This is a genomic window from Streptomyces sp. NBC_00158 (genome assembly GCF_045160885.1).
In the GTDB taxonomy this organism is placed as follows: domain Bacteria; phylum Actinomycetota; class Actinomycetes; order Streptomycetales; family Streptomycetaceae; genus Streptomyces.
In genome coordinates this window covers 164521-181470 of sequence record NZ_CP108163.1, presented here as the reverse complement: position 1 = coordinate 181470, position 16950 = coordinate 164521, and the positions used below count along the sequence as shown (strand labels likewise).

The window sequence follows — 16950 nt, the reverse complement described above, 5'->3', positions numbered from 1 at the left end:
TCAGAGGGTCCATTCGTGCTCGTGCCCGGTGAAGGCCTCGCCCGCCATGCCGGCGGTCAGGGTGGTTCCGTCCGAGGGGTCGATGAGGAGGAAGGAGCCGGTGCGGCGGGAGTCGGCGTACGCGTCGAGCGCGAGTGCCTCGCCGGTGCGGACGACGACGCGGCCGATGTCGTTGGCCACCAGCCGGCCGGGATCCAGGTGCTGGGAGAGGTCGGCGAGGGTCAGCCGGGAGGGGATCTCCCTGACGATCGCCTTGACCGTGCGGGTGGTGTGCTTGAGCAGGACGCGCTGGCCGACGGTGAGGGGCCGGTCGGCGACGTGGCAGACGGTGGCGACGACGTCCTGCGTGGTGGCCGGGGCGGCCCCGTCGGGGGCGATGAGGTCGCCGCGGGAGACGTCGATGTCGTCCTTGAGGCGGACGGTGACCGACTGCGGGGCCCAGGCGGTGTCCACGGACCCGCCGAGGGCGTCGATGCCCTCGATGACGGAGGTGCGGCCCGAGGGCAGGACGGTGACGGCCTCGCCGACGCGCAGGACGCCGGAGGCGATCTGGCCCGCGTAGCCGCGGTAGTCGGGGTGCTCGGCGGTCTGCGGACGGATCACGTACTGGACGGGGAAGCGGGCCGGGCCGGCGGTCAGCTCGTCGCTGACGGGGACGGTCTCCAGGTGCTCCAGGACGGTGGGGCCGCCGTACCAGTCCATGTTCGCGGAGGGCTCGACCACGTTGTCGCCGGCCAGGGCCGAGATGGGGATCGCCGTGATGTCGTGCAGGCCGAGTCCGGCGGCGTAGGCGGTGAACCCGTCGGTGATGGCGGCGAAGACGCCCTCGTCGTAGTCGGCGAGGTCCATCTTGTTGACGGCGAGGACGACGTGGGGGACGCGCAGGAGGGCGGCGACTGCGGCGTGCCGGCGGGTCTGCTCGATGACGCCGTTGCGGGCGTCGACGAGGACCACGGCGAGGTCGGCGGTGGAGGCGCCGGTGACCATGTTCCGGGTGTACTGCACGTGCCCGGGGGTGTCGGCCAGGATGAAGCGGCGGCGGGCGGTCGCGAAGTAGCGGTAGGCCACGTCGATCGTGATGCCCTGCTCCCGCTCGGCCCGCAGGCCGTCGGTGAGGAGGGCCAGGTCCGGGGCGTCCTGCCCGCGGTCCTGGGAGACCCGCTCGACGGCTTCCAGCTGGTCCTCCAGGACCGACTTCGAGTCGTGCAGCAGACGGCCCACGAGGGTGGACTTGCCGTCGTCGACGGAACCCGCGGTGGCGAAGCGCAGCAGCGTGGTCGCGCTGAGCTGCTCGGTGGTGGTCGTCATGGTTAGAAGTACCCTTCGCGCTTGCGGTCTTCCATCGCGGCCTCGGACAGCTTGTCGTCGGCGCGGGTCGCGCCCCGCTCGGTGAGGCGGGACACGGCGATCTCGGCGATCACGGCGTCGAGGTCGGCGGCGTCGGAGTCGACGGCGCCGGTGCAGGACATGTCACCGACGGTCCGGTAGCGCACGAGGCGCTTCTCGACCGGTTCGGTGTCCTTGGGGCCGCCCCATTCGCCGGCGGTGAGCCACATGCCGTTGCGCTGGAAGACGTCGCGCTCGTGCGCGAAGTAGATCTCGGGGAGTTCGATGCCCTCGCGGGCGATGTACTGCCACACGTCCAGCTCGGTCCAGTTGGAGAGCGGGAAGACGCGGACGTGCTCGCCGGGGGCGTGGCGGCCGTTGTAGAGCTGCCACAGCTCGGGGCGCTGGCGGCGGGGGTCCCACTGGGAGAACTCGTCGCGCAGGGAGAACACGCGTTCCTTGGCGCGGGCCTTCTCCTCGTCGCGGCGGCCGCCGCCGAACACGGCGTCGAACTTCAGCTGCTGGATCGCCTCGGTGAGGGGCACGGTCTGGAGCGGGTTGCGGACGCCGTCGGGGCGCTCGCGGAGCTTGCCCGCGTCGATGTAGTCCTGGACGGAGGCCACGTGCAGGCGCAGGCCGTGCTCGGCCACCGTCCGGTCGCGGTAGGCGAGGACCTCGGGGAAGTTGTGCCCGGTGTCCACGTGCAGCAGCGAGAACGGCACCGCGGCCGGCGCGAACGCCTTCAACGCCAGGTGCAGCATGACGATCGAGTCCTTGCCGCCGGAGAACAGGATCACCGGCTTCTCGAACTCGCCCGCCACCTCACGGAAGATGTGCACCGCCTCCGACTCCATGGAGTCCAGGTGGTTCAGCGCCCTCGCGGGCCTGTTGATGGGGATGACGGTGGTCACGCGAGACCCCTCTGTTCGAGCAGCGCGAAGAGCGCGGCTGCGGATTCCCGGACGGTCTGCGTGTGCGACTCGATCCGCAGGTCCGGCTTCTGCGGGGCCTCGTAGGGGTCGTCGACGCCGGTCAGACCGGAGATCTCGCCGGCCGCCTGCTTCGCGTACAGGCCCTTCACGTCGCGCTCGGAGCACACCTCGACCGGGGTCGCGACATGGACCTCCAGGTACGTGGTGCCCTCGGCGGCGTGCCGCTTCGCGACGGCCTCGCGGCTGTCGGCGAAGGGCGCGATCACCGGCACGAGCGCCTTGACACCGTTGCTCGCGAGGAGTTCGGCGACGAACCCGATCCGCTGGACGTTGGTGTGGCGGTCGTCGCGGCCGAAGCCCAGACCCGCCGAGAGGAACTCGCGGATCTCGTCCCCGTCGAGCACCTCCGCCCGGTGGCCCTCGGCACGCAGCCGCTCGGCCAGCGCGTACGCGATGGTGGTCTTGCCCGCGCTGGGCAGACCGGTCAGCCACACCGTGGCTCCCTGGCCGGTCACGCTCATCTGCTCCGTCTCCCTGAGGTCCGTCATCAGCCGTGGAGTCCGCACTCGGTCTTGCCGCGTCCGGCCCACCGTCCGGCCCGGGCGTCCTCGCCCTCCGCTACCCGGCGGGTGCAGGGGGCGCAGCCGACGGAGGCGTACCCGTCCATCAGCAGCGGGTTCGTCAGGACCCCGTGCTCGGCGACGTACGCGTCCACGTCGTCCTGCGTCCAGCGGGCGATCGGCGAGACCTTGACCTTCTGCCGTCGGGCGTCCCAACCCACCACGGGCGTGTTCGCCCGGGTCGGGGACTCGTCACGGCGCAGCCCGGTCGCCCACGCCTCGTACGAGGTCAGACCCTGCTCAAGGGGCTTGACCTTGCGCAGGGCGCAGCACAGGTCGGGGTCGCGGTCGTGGAGCTTGGGCCCGTACTCGGCGTCCTGCTCGGCGACCGACTGGCGCGGGGTCAGCGTGATGACGTTGACGTCCATCACCGCCTCCACCGCGTCCCGCGTGCCGATCGTCTCCTCGAAGTGGTAACCGGTGTCCAGGAACACCACGTCCACACCCGGAGCGACCCGCGAAGCGAGATGGGCGACGACCGCGTCCTCCATCGAGGACGTCACGCAGAACTTCTTCCCGAAGGTCCCCACCGCCCAGCGCAGGACGTCCAGCGCGGAAGCGCGCTCCAGGTCCCGGCCCGCCCGTTCGGCGAGTTCTTTCACATTTCCGTGCACTTGAGTCGTCGTCATCCGGCGGCTCCTTCGAATGGGGAACGCGGCGAACGGGCATGAATTCTCAGAGCCGAGATTAGCAACGCCGACACATAAAGCACTGACGGTCCGCTGATAGCGCCTGAGCAGGCACTATGTAGAAATTGAGAGCTTTGCCGAGTTCCTCCGGGCGAATGTCAGGGCACGGTAAGCCTCCTATCAGCGGACCGCCAGCACCCTTGTGCGAAAGTGATCCGAAAATCCCTTTGCAATTCGTCCGACACCCCGGAGAGGGAACGCGGAGAAATGAGCCTGCAAGGTCTGAACGGTCTGCGCCGAGGAAGGCTGATACGCCGCCTCGCGCTCTGTCTGTCGGCGGTGGGACTCACCGCCTCCATGCTCACCGCGGCGGGCCCCGCCGCCGCCGGCACGCCGGAGACCTGGACCTCCAGCTTCCAGGGCAGCGACGGCGTCACCTACACGGCGACCAACCACCTGGTGGACGCCTCGCGCGGGCCCGGCCGGCAGTGGATGCTCGTCTGGTCCGGGCCCGCCAAGCAGCCGGCGCCCGACTTCCTGACCGTCATCGACGCCACCCCGGGCTCCCCCACGTACGGGAAGGTCGCCAACACGGTCACCGTCGGCCCGAACAACGGCAACGAGCCGCACCACATGCAGTACGTGTGGCACAAGGGCGACCGGATCTACGCCGGCGGCATCATGAGCGACACCACGTTCGTCTTCGACGCGAAGGCCCTGCCCGCGCTGACGATCGCCGGGGTCAACACCACCGCCGACACCCCCTGCGGGACCCTGCCCGACGCCTACCAGGTGCTGAGCGACGGCACCGCGTACGGCACGTACATGGGCGGCCCCAACGTGACCGGCCCCTGTACCTACACCAACGGCGAGGTGCGGGTCGGCAACGGCGCGGCGGGCTCGCCCGGCGAGATCGTGCGCATCGGCAAGGACGGGAAGACCATCGCGGAGATCCCGGCGGCCACCGAGGCGGGCGAGGACCCGGCCCAGTGCGGGAACGTGCCCGCCCTGCCCGCCGCGACCTGCGCCAACCCGCACGGCATCGCGGTCCGCGAGGACCTCAACGTCATGGTGGCGAGCGACTTCGCCGAGGCCCGCAACTTCATGACGCCCGACTCGGCGCTCAAGGAGAACCTGGCCCGCCAGACCGTCCGCGTCTTCGACATCACCAACCGGGACGACCCGACCCTGAAGTCGGTGTCGAAGGTCGCCGACGGCCCTCGCGGGGCGCAGGAGCAGCGGGCCTTCTTCCGCGAGTCCCGCGTGGTCATGGAGACCGCGCTGACCAACCGGCCCGGCAACAAGGGCGCGTTCGTCTCCTCGATGGCCGGCGGGGCGATCTTCTACACCCCGGACATCACCGCGCCCGACCCGCAGTGGAAGGAGGTCTTCGACGACACCACCGCCTACCGCTCCTTCCAGCGCGACAAGGAGATCACCGGCAGCGGGGACAACGGCAGCTGGCTGGCCGTCAGCCCCGACGACCGCTTCCTCTTCCATACGGTGATGGGCCAGTCGGTGCCGTACGGCAAGCCGCTCGACCAGACCACCGGCATGATCTACGTCCTGGACATCCAGAAGCTGCTCGCGGCCGGCACCGGCGCGAAGTGCTCGGTCGACGAGCTCGCCGAGGCGAGCCGGGGCGGGCGCGAGCGGGACTGCCCGGAGCTGGTGAGCACCGTCCCGATCCGCGACGTCAGCTCGGGCGGGCCGCACTGGGGCGCCATGGACAACTTCCGGCGCGGCGCGGACGGCGTCTACCGGGAGACGACGCAGGTGAGCCGGATCGCGGTCGCCAACTACTTCGTCGCCGGGTCCTTCGGCGGCGGCGGTGACCACCGGGTGTGCGTGTTCGACCTGGACCGGCGCGGCCGGGTGACCCTCGACCGGTCGTTCCGGGACGAGAACACCGGCAAGCCGTGCGTCGGCTTCAACCGGGCGTCGTGGCCGCACGGCGACTTCGGCGACGCGCAGCCGCACGGTGTCCTGTTCGTGGTCAGCGACAGCGCCGTCCGACGGTGAACGCGGTCCTCCTGGCGGCGGTCGTCCTGACCGCCGCCCTGGCGGTGGGCGTCCTGCTGCTGCTCCGTACGCGGCTGCTCGCCCGCCGCACCACCGCCACGGCGTACTTCGCGGCGGCGGTGGCGTGCGCGGCCCTCGCCGGATCCCTCGCGCCCGCGGACGGCGCCGGTGCGGGTGCGCGGGTTTCGGCCGGGCCGCTGCTCGGCTCCCTCGGGCTGGGCGGGCAGCAGGTGCCGGTGCTGGTGGTGCCGAACCGGCCGGGGCGCAACCTGGTGGGCGTGGCCGCCGCCGGAGCCGCCGCCGGGACGGACCGGGAGCGGCTCGTGCGGGGCGGGCCGCGTCCCGGGTCGACTCTGACGTGGATCCCGGTGGAACTGCCGGCCGGGCCCGGGCAGGTGTGGGTGTCGGCCGGCGGGTCCTCGGCGCCGCTGGCGGTGGACACGGGCCGCGCGGGCGGGAAGCCGGCGCCGGGCGGGCTGCTGGGCGCCGACGGGGCGGAGTGCGCGAGCGCCGCCGCCGGGGCGGTGCTGGGCGGCAGCACGCGGGCGCCGTCCGGGTGCCCGTCCGACGCCCTGACGGAGGCGGACGCGGCCGCGCTGCGGGACACCGTCGCCTTCCTCGCGGGGCGCGGGACCCGGGCGGTGTCCCTGGCCGGGGACGACTCGCCGCGCGGGCGGGCCGCGGCCGCCGAAGTGCGTGCCGCCGCCGCCCGGGCGGGGATCGCCGTGGGGGCGCCGGACGCCTCCGCCCGCCGGCCGCTGGTGGTCACCGCCGGCTGGTCGGGCGCGGACACCGCCGTACGCGACGTCGAGGCCGGCCGCGTCCTCGCCGAGGGCACGTACCTGGCGCCCTGGCTGCTGACGGCCCCGCTGCTCTCGCCGAGCGCGGGCCAGCTGATCCCGCTGCGGTACGCCCCGACCGGCCCGGCCGCCGTCGAGTACGCGGCCGCGCTCGGCGCCCGGCTGCCCGGCGAGGTGCCGACCGCCGCCGGGTACGAGGCCTGGCGCGCGGCCCGCGGTACGGCGGGCCCGGCGCCCGCGAAGCTGTACGCCGCCGCCGTGCTGTACGTGCCCGGCAGCGGGGGCCCCTCGGCGGGCGGCGGCCACCACACCACGTCCGCGAGCTGGCTTCCCAGCGGCATGATCGTCCCGGTCTCGAACCTGGGCACCACCTGACAAGGAGCAGGACCACCATGACGGAAACAGTCGCCGCGCCCCCGGTCCGGACCGCCAGAGCCGCGCGCCCCGCCGCCGCCAAGCGCCCCGAGGGCCAGTGGGCCCTGGGCGAGCGCGAGCCCCTGAACTCCAACGAGGAGTTCAAGGCCGCCGAGGACCCCCTCCTCGTCCGCGACCGCATCGAACGCGTCTACTCCCGCGAGGGCTTCGCCTCCATCCCCTCCGACGACCTGCGCGGCCGGATGCGCTGGTGGGGCCTGTACACCCAGCGCAAGCCGGGCATCGACGGCGGCAGGACCGGCTCCCTCCCCCCGGAGGAACTGGAGGACGAGCACTTCATGATGCGCGTGCGCAGCGACGGCGGCACCCTCGACGCCGCCCAGCTGCGGGCCATCGCCGACATCTCGATGCGCTTCGCCCGCAACACCGCCGACGTCACCGACCGGCAGAACATCCAGCTGCACTGGGTGCGGATCGAGGACGTCCCGACGATCTGGCGGCGCCTGGAACAGGTCGGCCTCTCCACCACGGAAGCGTGCGGGGACTGCCCCCGGGTCATCGTGGGCAGCCCGGTGGCCGGGGTGAGTACGGACGAGGTCCTGGACGCGACCCCGGCGGTGCGGGAGATCGCCGCCCGCTACATCGGCGACCCCTCCCTCTCCAACCTGCCGCGCAAGTACAAGACGGCGGTGTCCTGGCTGCCGGACGTCCCGTACGAGATCAACGACCTGGCGTTCCTCGGCACGGTCCACCCGGAGCACGGCCCGGGCTTCGGCATGTGGGTGGGCGGCGGCCTCTCGACGGTCCCGATCCTGGCGCAGCACGTGGGCGTCTGGGTCCCCCTCTCGGACGTCCCGGACGTGTGGGTGGCGGTAGCCCGTCTCTTCCGCGACCACGGCTACCGCCGCCTGCGCGGCCGCGCCCGCCTGAAGTTCCTCGTCGCCGACTGGGGCGTGGAGAAGTTCCGCCGGGTCCTGGAGGAGGAGTACCTGGGCCGCCCCCTCCCCGACGGCCCGGCCCCCGCGCTCCCGCCGGCCCCGATCGACCACATCGGCGTACACCGCCAGCGGGACGGCCTCTCGTACGTGGGCGCGGCACCCGTCGCCGGCCGCCTGTCCGGCACCAGACTCGCGGCTCTGGCGGACCTGGCCGAGTCCCACGGCAGCGGCCGGGTCCGCCTCACCCCGTACCAGAAGCTGCTGGTCCTGGACGTGGCCGACCCGGAGCCCCTGATCGCCGACCTCGCGGAAATCGGCCTCCAGGCCCGCCCCTCCCCGTGGCGGCGCAACACGATGGCGTGCACGGGCATCGAGTACTGCAAGCTGGCGATCGTGGAAACGAAGGAACGCGCGGCCACCCTCGTCTCGGAACTCGAAAAACGCCTGTCGGGCAACGAGGCAGCCCTCACCATCAACGTGAACGGCTGCCCCAACTCCTGCGCCCGCACACAGGTCGCGGACATCGGCCTCAAGGGCCAGCTGGTCCCGGACGAGAACGGCCGCCAGGTAGAAGGCTTCCAGATCCACCTGGGCGGCACCCTGACCCTCTCCACAGCCCAGGAAGGAGGCTTCGGCAAGAAACTCCGCGGCCTCAAAACCACGGCGGCGGACCTCCCGGACTACGTGGAACGCCTCACCCGCACCTACCTCGCGGACCGCACCGACCCCTCCGAGTCCTTCACCCAGTGGATCTCCCGCTGCGACGAGTCGTCCCTCCAGTAAGGAACCGGCGTCTCGGCCGAATCCAGCCAGGACGTATGTCGCCCATCGTTGGCAACGTCCATCCCGTATCTCTCGACACCGGGCTGCCCGGCGGCGATCCACCACGCGTGGGCCCGCTCCACCTCCTCCCACAGGCGGCGCGGGCCGAACTGCCGCGTATCGAAGGACGCTGCCTGCTGCCCGTCCCAGTCCACGGATGCCCAGCTGCCCCCGGCGGCGTCGGCGAGCCACAGCCGTACGGCCGCATGCTCCCCGGACGTGTCCCAGGAGTGCCAGGCCCCGGGGACGGCCAGACCGATGTGGAACTGGGCGTCGAGATCGTCCCCGGCGACCGCCCACGGCGAAAGCGTGCTCGTGCCGGCCCGCGGTACCTGACCTGGCCGCAGGACGTCGTCAAGCTCGGCCGCCACCCGCTGGGAGGAAATGAGCATGTACGAACCGTGCGCGGCGAACCGGCCCACGGCGCCACCGTCCTCGCCCTTGTCGAGCACGAGGCTCCCGTAGGAGAGCCACGCGCTGTCCCACGGGGTGACGATGCGGCCACCCGTCTCCGTCTGCTCCAGCCACGCGGAAGGGACCGACCGCACGGCACACGTCGCAACGACGTGGCTGTACGGCCCCCGCTCCGCGTAGCCCTCCGTGCCGTCGGCCGTGACGACCGTGGCCGCCAGCCCGAGGGCACGAAGGTTGCGCTCCGCGAGGATCGAGAGCTCCGGCACGTCGTCGAGCGTCACCACGGACCCGCGGTCGCACCTGCGGCTCATCAGTGCCGCGTTGAACCCGGTACCGGTGCCGATCTCCAGGACCCGGCTGTCCGCGCGCAGACGGGCGTCCTCCAGCAGCCGCACCACCGTGCTCGGCGCGGAAGCGGACGACAACGGCACCTGCGCCCCGCCCAGCGTCGTGAAACCGGTGACGAGTGGCTGATCACTGTGCGCGGCGGCCTGCCAAGCCCCTGGATCCGCCGTGCGGTCCACCCGCCGGTAGCCGCCATTTCCGTCCCGGACCCAGAAGAGGTCGGGCAGGAAGGCGTCCCGTGGCGTCCGGGACAGCACGGCCGGCCACGGCTCGGCAACCGGCCGTCCCAGCGACTCGGTGATCTCGGCCAGAAGTCTCTCGGTCCTCACGGTGGCTCCCTACTTCGGCGGGGGTGGCGGCGGGGGCGGAGGCGGCGGGGGTGGCGGTGGCGGAATGGGCCGGCCGGGTTGACTGCCGTCGTCTCCGATCGGACTGCGGTGCTTGCCCATGAACTCTCCCTTCAACTGTCTGGTACTGGTCTCAGACGGGCTCGACGTTGCCGACGGCGGTGGTGAACTCCCGCCCGGACGCCCCCCGGATGTAGGCGAGCTCCGCCCAGCGCTCGATGCCGGTGTCGGAGACGTTCTCGTTCACCACGGCCATCAGCTCGCCCTCCACCCCGGACGCGATGTCGCGCACGCGCTTGCGCAGCAGGCGGTGCGGCACGTACTCGTAGCACTCACTCATGCGGCTCCTCCGGCCCCATGCCGAGCAAAAAGTTCTCCCACCCGACCTGGGCCCGCGCGAGCAGGTCCGCACTGGGCAAGGACATCGGGGCGGTCCCCGTGCCGTCGGGGGTGTCCAGGCTCAGCACGTTGCGAGGGTGGTACCGGTTCACCGGTCCAGGGGGCTCCGGGCCCATGACACGAGAGGGAGTACGGTTCACAAGTCGACCTGTTTCCTTCAGGTTGGCCGTGCCCCGGGACCGTTCGCGCGGTCGCCGGGGTCTTTTGGGCGGCTGCCCTCCGTCAAGGAAAGCGCGCTGACCGGTCCCTCTGGAGGGGCCTCCCTACGGGCCATTCGGGGGGCCAGAATGGGGGCCAGACGGGAGGCACCATGGCGGCGGAGAGCATTGGCCATCTGCTCAAGCGGCTTCGCGACGAGCACGGTTGGACACAGCAACAGGTAGCCGACGAATACTGCCGGGTGTCCGGCACCGTCACGAAGGACGCACGCGAGGTCGGACGTTGGGAGCGTGACAAGCGCCTCCCGACTCCGGAAACGCGCCGTCATCTCGCGACGGTGTTCAGCGTGCCAGCGCCGGACCTGGACCGGGCTGCGGCGGCGTCCCGCCGGGCTCGGCGGCGTCCCGTGCTCACCACAGGGGGCCGGCCGGTCATCGCAGAGGCTGCCGAAATGGACCGTCGGACCTTCGTAGGCACCGTGACGGCTGCTGCGCTCACCACCGCAATGCCCGTCCCCCGACATGTCGATCCGGCGCTCATCCCGTACTTCGAGCAGCAACTCGACGGGCATTACCGCGCGGACATGCTGCTCGGCCCCCGCGCCCTCATCGGGACCATCAGCGCCCAGTGCGACCTCATCAACCAACTGGTCAACGCGGCGGAAGGGCCCACGCGGCAGCAAATGGCCCGGGTCGGAGTGCACTACGCCGCCTTCGCCGCGTGGCTCTACCTGGATGCCGGCGACCCGGTCACAGCCCTGCGGTGCCACGACGTCGCGCAGGAGCTCGCTCACCGGTCAAGAGACCGGGAAGCCGTCGCGTGCGCATTGGTGGACCGCGCCATGGCACGCACCGACCAGGGCATGGGAACGGCCGTGGTTGACCTCTGCGAGGGGGCCCTCATGGACGCTTCTCTCCTCTCGCCGGAGGTCCAAGTCTTCGCTCTGCAACAACAGGCACACGGCGCCTCGCTGCTCGGTGACCGGCTGCACGTGGACAAACTGCTCGACCGAGCCGGGCGCCTGCTCGACGCGGTCGACGTGGAGGCCTGGGGCACGGCTTGTCTGCGGACGCCTCACTACATCGAAGTGCAGCGTGCCACCTGCTACGGACGTCTCGGCTTGGCCAACGAAGCCGACCGGCTGTGGCAACAGATCATTCCCACTGCTCCCCCCACATCACGCCGGGATGTGGGCGTGTGGACGGGACGGCAAGCAGTTGCCGCCGCTGCTCTGCGGCAGCCGGAGCGGGCAGTGGAGCTTGCTCGGCACGCAGCCGGGATCGTTGTGGAGACCGGTTCGGAACGGGCCCGGCGCGAACTGGCCGCCGTGGAAGCGGGAATGGCTGCATGGCAAGCTGAGCCGATCGGCCAGACCTTGGCAGAGGTGCTGGCGCCCATCAACAAGGGGGTTTGACCGTGGCTGAGGCTCTGTCGGCGGAGCAGATCGAGGAGCGCATCAAGGACCTGGACGGCTGGTCCACGGACGGCCGGAGGATCGCGCGCTCGTACTCGGTCCCGCACATCCAGGGTGCTGCATTCATCGTCCACATCGCGGCCATCCAGAACGACCTCGGGCACCACTCGGACGCGACGCTCGGCTACAAGACCGTGCAGGTCTCGATCAGCTCAAGCGACCTCGGCGGATACGTCGCAGAGCACGACATCGAGCTCGCACGCCGCATCGAGGCAGCGGCACCGGCGCACGGCGCGATCTGAACGAACGCGAAGGGCATCGCATGACGATCCAACTTCGCAGGTTCACCGACGTGGAGCAGGCCCGGGGCCCGCTCATCGAGGCGTACGCCGAGGTCCGCGCGCCGTTGCTGCACCTGCCGAACTACTCGGTGCCGACCTTGGCCGAGCGTCTGGAGCGCTACGGCCGCACCCCCGGGTTCGCGGCCGTGCTCGCCTTCGACGCCGAGGACCGCCCGGTCGGGTACGCGTACGGCAACACCGTGCGGGCCGGAGACCTCTGGTGGAAGCGCATCAGCGACGACCTGGACGCGGAGTACACCCGCGCACCGACCCTGGCCCTCCGGGAGATCGGCGTGACGGTTGCCTTCCGGGGGACGGGCCTGGCCCGGCGGGTCCATGACGAGCTACTGGCCGGCCGCGAGGACCGGTACGCCTCGCTGATGGTCAACCCGGCCGCCGGAGAGGGGAAGGTCCAGCGGGTCTACGAGTCGTGGGGCTACGAGGCGATCGGCCCCGTCCAGCCCGCCCCGGACTCCCCCGTCCTCACCGCGATGGTCCGGCCGTTGAACGCGTAACCCGCGAATGACCAGCCCAGGACGGCCGCCGGACGCCGAGATGCGAGGAGCGCGTAGCGATCTGGCGCGCCTGTCGGCTTCCCCGGGCCGCTCTGTCCGCCCGCTGGTGCGGGTATCAGCCCAAGGCGGTCGCCGGACGCCGAAGAATGGGGAGCGCGTAGCGATCTGGCGCGTATGAGGGCTTCCCGGACTGCTCTGGTCGCCTTTTGGTGCAGGTAGCCGCGCACCCGGCCCCGAATCGGGACTTCTGAGGGCTCGGATGCCCGGCGGGCCGGGCCCCGGCCCCGTCGCCTGCTCCCTGACAGACCCGTCCCTTGTCCTCTGGACCGTGCCGTTCTTTTGGGGGTTTCCCGGCAGTTCTTCGGCTTTCCGGGGCGGGTCGGTCTGTCAAGGGTGGAGCGAAGCGACATCGCGTAGCGACGCGACCGAAGGGAGCGCCCTTGACAGGCCGGCCCGACACGGAAGGACGATGGGACTGACGGGAAACCCCCAAGGCTGCTCAGAGACCGCCCCAGGGGATACCGCTCCCCACCCCACCGGCCCGCACCCGGGGAGGCGGGTGGGCAACTACCGACCGGGCCCGGGGGGTCGAGGGGGAGATAGCGGGCCCGCGCCGCAAGCCCCGTACGCCCGCATGCCCCGTACCCACCCGCCTCAGCCGGCCCCCAGCTCCTCCCCCAGTGCCTCCAGCACGACCCTCGCGCTGCGGTCGACGTCCTCCGTCGTCGTGCGCCAGTTGACGACCGAGACGCGCATCGCCGCGCGGCCCTCCCACAGGGTGCCGCCGAACCAGCATTCGCCGCTGCGCTGGATGCGGGCTATGACCCGGCGGGTGGTCTCGTCGTCGTCGCCGAAGCGGACCAGGAGCTGGTTGAGGACCACGTCGTTGAGGAGTTCGACACCGGCGACACCGCCCAGGTGCTCCGCGAAGCGGGCCACGTGCTCGCAGCAGCGTTCCACCAGGTCGGCCACCCCGCTCCGCCCCAGGGTGCGCAGTGCCGCCCAGACCGGGAGGCTGCGGGCGCGGCGGGAGAAGTCCGGGACCCATTCGATGGCGTCGCGTTCGCCATCGGTCCCCGGCGGGAGGTAGCCGGCGCGTTCGTTGAGCATGGCCGCGCGGTGGGCCTCGGGGTGGGCGATGACGACGATGCCGCAGTCGTAGGGGACGTTGAGCCACTTGTGGGCGTCCAGGGCCCAGGAGTCGGCCCGCTCCACGCCCTCCACCAGCGGGCGGAGCTTCGGGCTGGCCGCGGCCCACAGGCCGAAGGCGCCGTCGACGTGGACCCAGGCCCCGTACCGGTGGGCGATGTCGCAGATCTCCCCGACGGGGTCGATGGCGCCGGAGTTGACGTCGCCGATCTGCGCGCAGACGATGACCGGCCCGTCAATGCCCGCGAGGGTGGCCTCCAGTTCCGCGGGAACCATGCGGCCCTTGTCGTCGACGGGCACGTTGCGGATGCGCGCGGTGCCGAAGCCGAGGTAGCGGGCGGCGAGGTCGATGGTCATGTGGTGCTGCGCACCGGCGACGATGGCCACGTCGGGCGCTCCGCCCAGGCCTTCGCGCTCGACGTCCCAGCCGGCTTCCGCGAGGAGCTTGTGGCGGGCGGCCGCGAGCGAGGTCAGGTGGGCCATGGTGCAGCCGGTGGGGAACCCCACCGAGGCGTGGGCGGGGAGGCCCAGCAGCTCCAGGACCCACTGCGCGGCGACGTCCTCGGCCACGGCGACGGCCGGGGAGAGGTTGTACAGGCTGGCGGTCTGGTCGTACGCCGCCACCAGCCAATCGGTGGCGATCGCGACCGGGAGGGTGCCGCCGGTGACGTAGCCGAAGTAGCGTGGGCCGTTGGCGGTCGGGATGCCGCCTTCGGCCACGGCACGGCCGAGGACCTCGATGGTCCCGGCCGGGTCGGCCGGGCCTTCGGGCAGCGGCCCACCGAACATTTTCAGCAATTGTTCGGAGTCGGCAGTGGCACCCACCGGCCGATCGGCGAGACCCGCCAGATATTCGATGGCCTGCTGATAGGCCAATGCGAGAGGCGCACTGTCTGCTGTGGTCATAGTACAAAGCTAGGCGGCTGGCACTGACGTGCGACTGACCTAAATGGCCGGAACTCCCAAACCCTTGGACAGGGGGCCGTTGGACTGTATTACTTTCTCCTGTGGCCTCGCCTGACCCAGGCGGTCGGCCGCCATCCGTGCCGAGACATGAGGAGTCCCGATGTCCGATGAGCAGACGCGCAAGGTTATCGAACAGTTCAACCAGGCATTCCAGCTGCACGACCCGGGCCTGCTGAAGGACATCCTCGCCCCGAACTGCCGCCTGGAGAACTCCGGTCCCGCCCCCGACGGCTCGAAGCACGCCGGTTATGACGAATGTCTTCAGTTCTGGACCTCGATCGCGGGCAACGAGAACATCACCTTCGAGGTCGAGGACGTCTGGGTGGCCGGCGAGCGCTCCGTCTGCCGCTGGACGCTGCGCTGGGGCAGCGGGGCCCGGGACTTCGTACGCGGGGTGAACGTGCACCGCCTGGAGAACGGCCTCCTCGCCGAGAGCTTCGGGTACGTCAAGGGATAGAGCTCTCCAACGGGAAGGGGCACGGTCCGGAATTCCGGGCCGTGCCCCTTCCCGTGCGTGCGTACGGCCGGCCTCAGTCGGCGAGCTGCGACACGATCATCACGCAGTCCTCCAGGGCCTTGGTGGCGTGCCCCTTGCCCTGCGTGTCCTCGACCAGCTGGGTGTTGCCGGGGATGAACGTGCGCCAGGTGCCGTCGCTGACCCCGCACTCCATCTTGCCGCTGACCAGCGTCATGATCTGGCGGCGCGGGGCCGGGTGGAAGTCGCCGAACCAGCCGGCCGGGATGTAGAGGTAGACGGCCTGCTTGGCCGGCACGCCCTCGGAGACGAAGAGCGACGGCGCGGGCGGGGCGAAATTGAGGGCGGTCACCTCCAGCGTCTCGTCTATGAAATGCGATTCGCCGTTCTCGTCGTTGTAGAGACGGGAAACGGCGATTTTGGCGGTCTCGGCGCTCACGGAATCTCCCTGCGAAGTAGTTCGATCGATCGACCGTCCTTCACTATCCCAGCCGACGCTGATGCGACCCTGACCGACAGCCGTAATTGCCGTCTCAGAAATTCATCAGCACCATGTCAGCCGGACCGTGCCAAGCTGATGGCAGAGAAAGGCCGTTGGAGAGGTACCCAAAGCGGCCGAATGGGGTCCGGCCCTTTCGCCGGACGGGCTCTGCCCACGCAGGTTCGAATCCTGCCCTCTCCGCAGGTGCTCATCCCAGGCACGCGCATCCCGATACGACGACGAGGGATGCGCGTGCTTTGGCATGAGGGGCCGCCCGTGCGCGCGGGTCCGCGCGACGGAGACGTACGTCCTTCCTCTTCCCTCTTCCGCAACCCGCGCGACCCCGAGAGACATGGAGACGCAGTTGCCCACCAGCGACCACCCCAACATGCCCGCGATCCGCACCCACAGGACCGACGCCGCCGCGCTCGTCGAGGAGGTCTCGTCCTGGCTGACCGTGGACGCCGACGAGATCGACGCCAAGTTCTCGGGCGAACGCTCCCGCATCGTCGAGGCCGTCACCGACATGAACGCCGCCGCGGCCGGCGCCGGCCCCCACCGCGAGGACGCCCACTACCACCAGCAGCTCCTCCTCTCCCGCATCTACCAGACGGTGATGCAGATACCCGACCGCCCCAGCGCCGAGGGATCGGTGCTGCTGCACGAGGTCACCCGGCTGCTGGAGAACGCCACCCTCCAGGCCGAGGACGCCCACCTGGAGCCCGGCCTGCTGGAGTCGGCGCCCGCCGATCCCAAGCAGTTCCTGTCCTGGCTCAAGGGCATCGTCCGCCGGCACCGCGCCTTCAAGCACCCGTACTACACCGACTTCATCAACCGCGAGGCGCGCAGCGAGGACCTGCGCACGTACGTCATCCAGGAGTCGCTGATCGACGGCCGCTTCGACGACTTCCTCGCGATGATGCAGATCGGCACGGTCGGCGCCAGCAAGATGGAGATCGCCGGCAACTACTGGGACGAGATGGGCAACGGCGATCCGGAGGCGGTGCACACCCACCTCTTCAACAAGATCTACGAGGTCTTCGACGTACGCCCCGAGGACCTGGAAGCCGCCATGACCACCACCGACCTCCACTCGGGGAACCTCGCGGTGCTGCTGTGCCGCTACCGGCACCTGTACCCGGAGGCGGTCGGGTTCCTCGGGATGACCGAGTGGCTGGCGCCGGACCGGTTCCGCAACGTGGTCCGCGCCTGGGAGCGCCTGGGCCTGCCGGAGGTGGGCATCACCTACCACCGCCTCCACATCACCATCGACTCGCAGCACGCGGCGGGCTGGTTCCACAACGTGGTCATCCCCAGCGCCGACTCCGCCTACATGCGCCGGGGCATCGCCCGCGGGGCGCTGTGGCGCGCCAACTCCTCCGCCCGCCACCTCGACGAGCGCCTGGAGCTGGCGCGGCCCGGCGCCGACACCGCCGAGGGCGCGCTCCCCGAGCGCACGCCGGTCGCCGCGGGCTGAGCCG

The 16950-nt window shown here is 71.1% G+C and carries 16 protein-coding genes and 1 tRNA gene; 9 read left to right on the top strand and 8 right to left on the bottom strand.

The genetic code is table 11. The features are described from left to right. Genes OG553_RS38295 through OG553_RS38280 form a run of 4 tightly spaced genes read right to left on the bottom strand, consistent with a single transcriptional unit; the run spans nt 1 to nt 3507 of the window. Nucleotides 1-1308 carry a GTP-binding protein gene (locus OG553_RS38295; protein WP_331719294.1) on the bottom strand — a complete coding sequence of 436 codons (1308 nt, stop codon included), beginning with the start codon at nt 1306-1308 and terminating at the stop codon, nt 1-3. A 2-nt stretch (nt 1309-1310) separates the two neighbouring features. Continuing rightward, nucleotides 1311-2180, bottom strand: coding sequence for a sulfate adenylyltransferase subunit CysD (gene cysD / locus OG553_RS38290; RefSeq protein WP_331719387.1), 870 nt, complete (start codon nt 2178-2180; stop codon nt 1311-1313). Nucleotides 2181-2233: 53 nt separating this feature from the next. After that, nucleotides 2234-2779, bottom strand: a complete 546-nt coding sequence (gene cysC / locus OG553_RS38285; RefSeq protein ID WP_331719386.1) for an adenylyl-sulfate kinase — start codon at nt 2777-2779, stop codon at nt 2234-2236. Between the two features lie 26 nt (nt 2780-2805). Next, nucleotides 2806-3507 (bottom strand): phosphoadenylyl-sulfate reductase, encoded by a 702-nt coding sequence (locus OG553_RS38280; RefSeq protein ID WP_331719293.1) that lies wholly within the window; start codon nt 3505-3507, stop codon nt 2806-2808. A gap of 267 nt (nt 3508-3774) precedes the next feature. Here OG553_RS38280 and OG553_RS38275 point away from each other — a divergent pair, with 267 nt between their 5' ends. From OG553_RS38275 to OG553_RS38265, 3 genes are read left to right on the top strand one after another with little or no spacing between them, the layout of a single operon-like run. Next, nucleotides 3775-5529: a hypothetical protein gene (locus OG553_RS38275; RefSeq protein ID WP_331719292.1), complete on the top strand. Its 1755-nt coding sequence runs from the start codon at nt 3775-3777 to the stop codon at nt 5527-5529. Continuing rightward, entirely contained in the window at nt 5526-6704 is a 1179-nt protein-coding gene (locus tag OG553_RS38270; RefSeq protein WP_331719291.1) for a hypothetical protein, read from the top strand. The genes OG553_RS38275 and OG553_RS38270 overlap by 4 nt, the downstream gene beginning before the upstream one ends. Nucleotides 6705-6721: 17 nt before the next feature. Continuing rightward, nucleotides 6722-8425: a nitrite/sulfite reductase gene (locus tag OG553_RS38265; protein ID WP_331719290.1), complete on the top strand. Its 1704-nt coding sequence runs from the start codon at nt 6722-6724 to the stop codon at nt 8423-8425. On the opposite strand, the gene OG553_RS38260 is transcribed toward OG553_RS38265, so the two are convergent. Both OG553_RS38260 and OG553_RS38255 read right to left on the bottom strand, forming a co-directional pair. Continuing rightward, nucleotides 8347-9552: a methyltransferase domain-containing protein gene (locus OG553_RS38260; RefSeq protein ID WP_331719289.1), complete on the bottom strand. Its 1206-nt coding sequence runs from the start codon at nt 9550-9552 to the stop codon at nt 8347-8349. The two genes, OG553_RS38265 and OG553_RS38260, sit on opposite strands and share 79 nt — an antisense overlap. 151 nt (nt 9553-9703) lie before the next feature. Beyond that, nucleotides 9704-9910, bottom strand: a complete 207-nt coding sequence (locus OG553_RS38255; RefSeq protein ID WP_331719288.1) for a hypothetical protein — start codon at nt 9908-9910, stop codon at nt 9704-9706. Between the two features lie 369 nt (nt 9911-10279). Between OG553_RS38255 and OG553_RS38250 the strand changes: the two genes are divergently transcribed. From OG553_RS38250 to OG553_RS38240, 3 genes are read left to right on the top strand one after another with little or no spacing between them, the layout of a single operon-like run. After that, the gene (locus OG553_RS38250; RefSeq protein ID WP_405983272.1) at nt 10280-11542 is read left to right on the top strand and encodes a helix-turn-helix transcriptional regulator; all 1263 of its coding nucleotides are present in this window, start codon (nt 10280-10282) and stop codon (nt 11540-11542) included. A 2-nt stretch (nt 11543-11544) separates the two neighbouring features. Then, a complete protein-coding gene (locus tag OG553_RS38245) occupies nt 11545-11844 on the top strand; it encodes a 4a-hydroxytetrahydrobiopterin dehydratase (RefSeq protein ID WP_331719286.1) in 300 nt (99 codons plus the stop codon). Nucleotides 11845-11864: 20 nt separating this feature from the next. Beyond that, complete coding sequence (locus tag OG553_RS38240) at nt 11865-12398, top strand: GNAT family N-acetyltransferase (protein ID WP_331719285.1); 534 nt, start codon at nt 11865-11867, stop codon at nt 12396-12398. A 654-nt stretch (nt 12399-13052) separates the two neighbouring features. On the opposite strand, the gene OG553_RS38235 is transcribed toward OG553_RS38240, so the two are convergent. Then, the gene (locus tag OG553_RS38235) at nt 13053-14453 is read right to left on the bottom strand and encodes an aminotransferase class V-fold PLP-dependent enzyme (protein ID WP_331719284.1); all 1401 of its coding nucleotides are present in this window, start codon (nt 14451-14453) and stop codon (nt 13053-13055) included. Between the two features lie 160 nt (nt 14454-14613). Here OG553_RS38235 and OG553_RS38230 point away from each other — a divergent pair, with 160 nt between their 5' ends. Then, complete coding sequence (locus OG553_RS38230) at nt 14614-14970, top strand: nuclear transport factor 2 family protein (RefSeq protein ID WP_007269075.1); 357 nt, start codon at nt 14614-14616, stop codon at nt 14968-14970. A 73-nt stretch (nt 14971-15043) separates the two neighbouring features. Here the strand turns inward: OG553_RS38230 and OG553_RS38225 are convergent, their stop codons facing one another. Further along, the gene (locus tag OG553_RS38225) at nt 15044-15427 is read right to left on the bottom strand and encodes a hypothetical protein (protein WP_331719283.1); all 384 of its coding nucleotides are present in this window, start codon (nt 15425-15427) and stop codon (nt 15044-15046) included. Nucleotides 15428-15584: 157 nt separating this feature from the next. Between OG553_RS38225 and OG553_RS38220 the strand changes: the two genes are divergently transcribed. Then, nucleotides 15585-15670 (top strand) — tRNA-OTHER (locus OG553_RS38220). Nucleotides 15671-15857: 187 nt separating this feature from the next. After that, entirely contained in the window at nt 15858-16946 is a 1089-nt protein-coding gene (locus OG553_RS38215) for an iron-containing redox enzyme family protein (RefSeq protein ID WP_331719385.1), read from the top strand. Nucleotides 16947-16950 lie beyond the last annotated feature (4 nt).

What these genes read in the sequence shown, in the direction of transcription:
- OG553_RS38295 (WP_331719294.1), bottom strand. Translation starts at nt 1,308, where the DNA reads ATGACGACCACCACCGAGCAGCTCAGCGCGACCACGCTGCTGCGCTTC.
- cysD (WP_331719387.1), bottom strand. Translation starts at nt 2,180, where the DNA reads ATGGAGTCGGAGGCGGTGCACATCTTCCGTGAGGTGGCGGGCGAGTTC.
- cysC (WP_331719386.1), bottom strand. Translation starts at nt 2,779, where the DNA reads ATGAGCGTGACCGGCCAGGGAGCCACGGTGTGGCTGACCGGTCTGCCC.
- OG553_RS38280 (WP_331719293.1), bottom strand. Translation starts at nt 3,507, where the DNA reads ATGACGACGACTCAAGTGCACGGAAATGTGAAAGAACTCGCCGAACGG.
- OG553_RS38275 (WP_331719292.1), top strand. Translation starts at nt 3,775, where the DNA reads ATGAGCCTGCAAGGTCTGAACGGTCTGCGCCGAGGAAGGCTGATACGC.
- OG553_RS38265 (WP_331719290.1), top strand. Translation starts at nt 6,722, where the DNA reads ATGACGGAAACAGTCGCCGCGCCCCCGGTCCGGACCGCCAGAGCCGCG.
- OG553_RS38255 (WP_331719288.1), bottom strand. Translation starts at nt 9,910, where the DNA reads ATGAGTGAGTGCTACGAGTACGTGCCGCACCGCCTGCTGCGCAAGCGC.
- OG553_RS38250 (WP_405983272.1), top strand. Translation starts at nt 10,280, where the DNA reads ATGGCGGCGGAGAGCATTGGCCATCTGCTCAAGCGGCTTCGCGACGAG.
- OG553_RS38240 (WP_331719285.1), top strand. Translation starts at nt 11,865, where the DNA reads ATGACGATCCAACTTCGCAGGTTCACCGACGTGGAGCAGGCCCGGGGC.
- OG553_RS38235 (WP_331719284.1), bottom strand. Translation starts at nt 14,453, where the DNA reads ATGACCACAGCAGACAGTGCGCCTCTCGCATTGGCCTATCAGCAGGCC.
- OG553_RS38230 (WP_007269075.1), top strand. Translation starts at nt 14,614, where the DNA reads ATGTCCGATGAGCAGACGCGCAAGGTTATCGAACAGTTCAACCAGGCA.
- OG553_RS38215 (WP_331719385.1), top strand. Translation starts at nt 15,858, where the DNA reads ATGCCCGCGATCCGCACCCACAGGACCGACGCCGCCGCGCTCGTCGAG.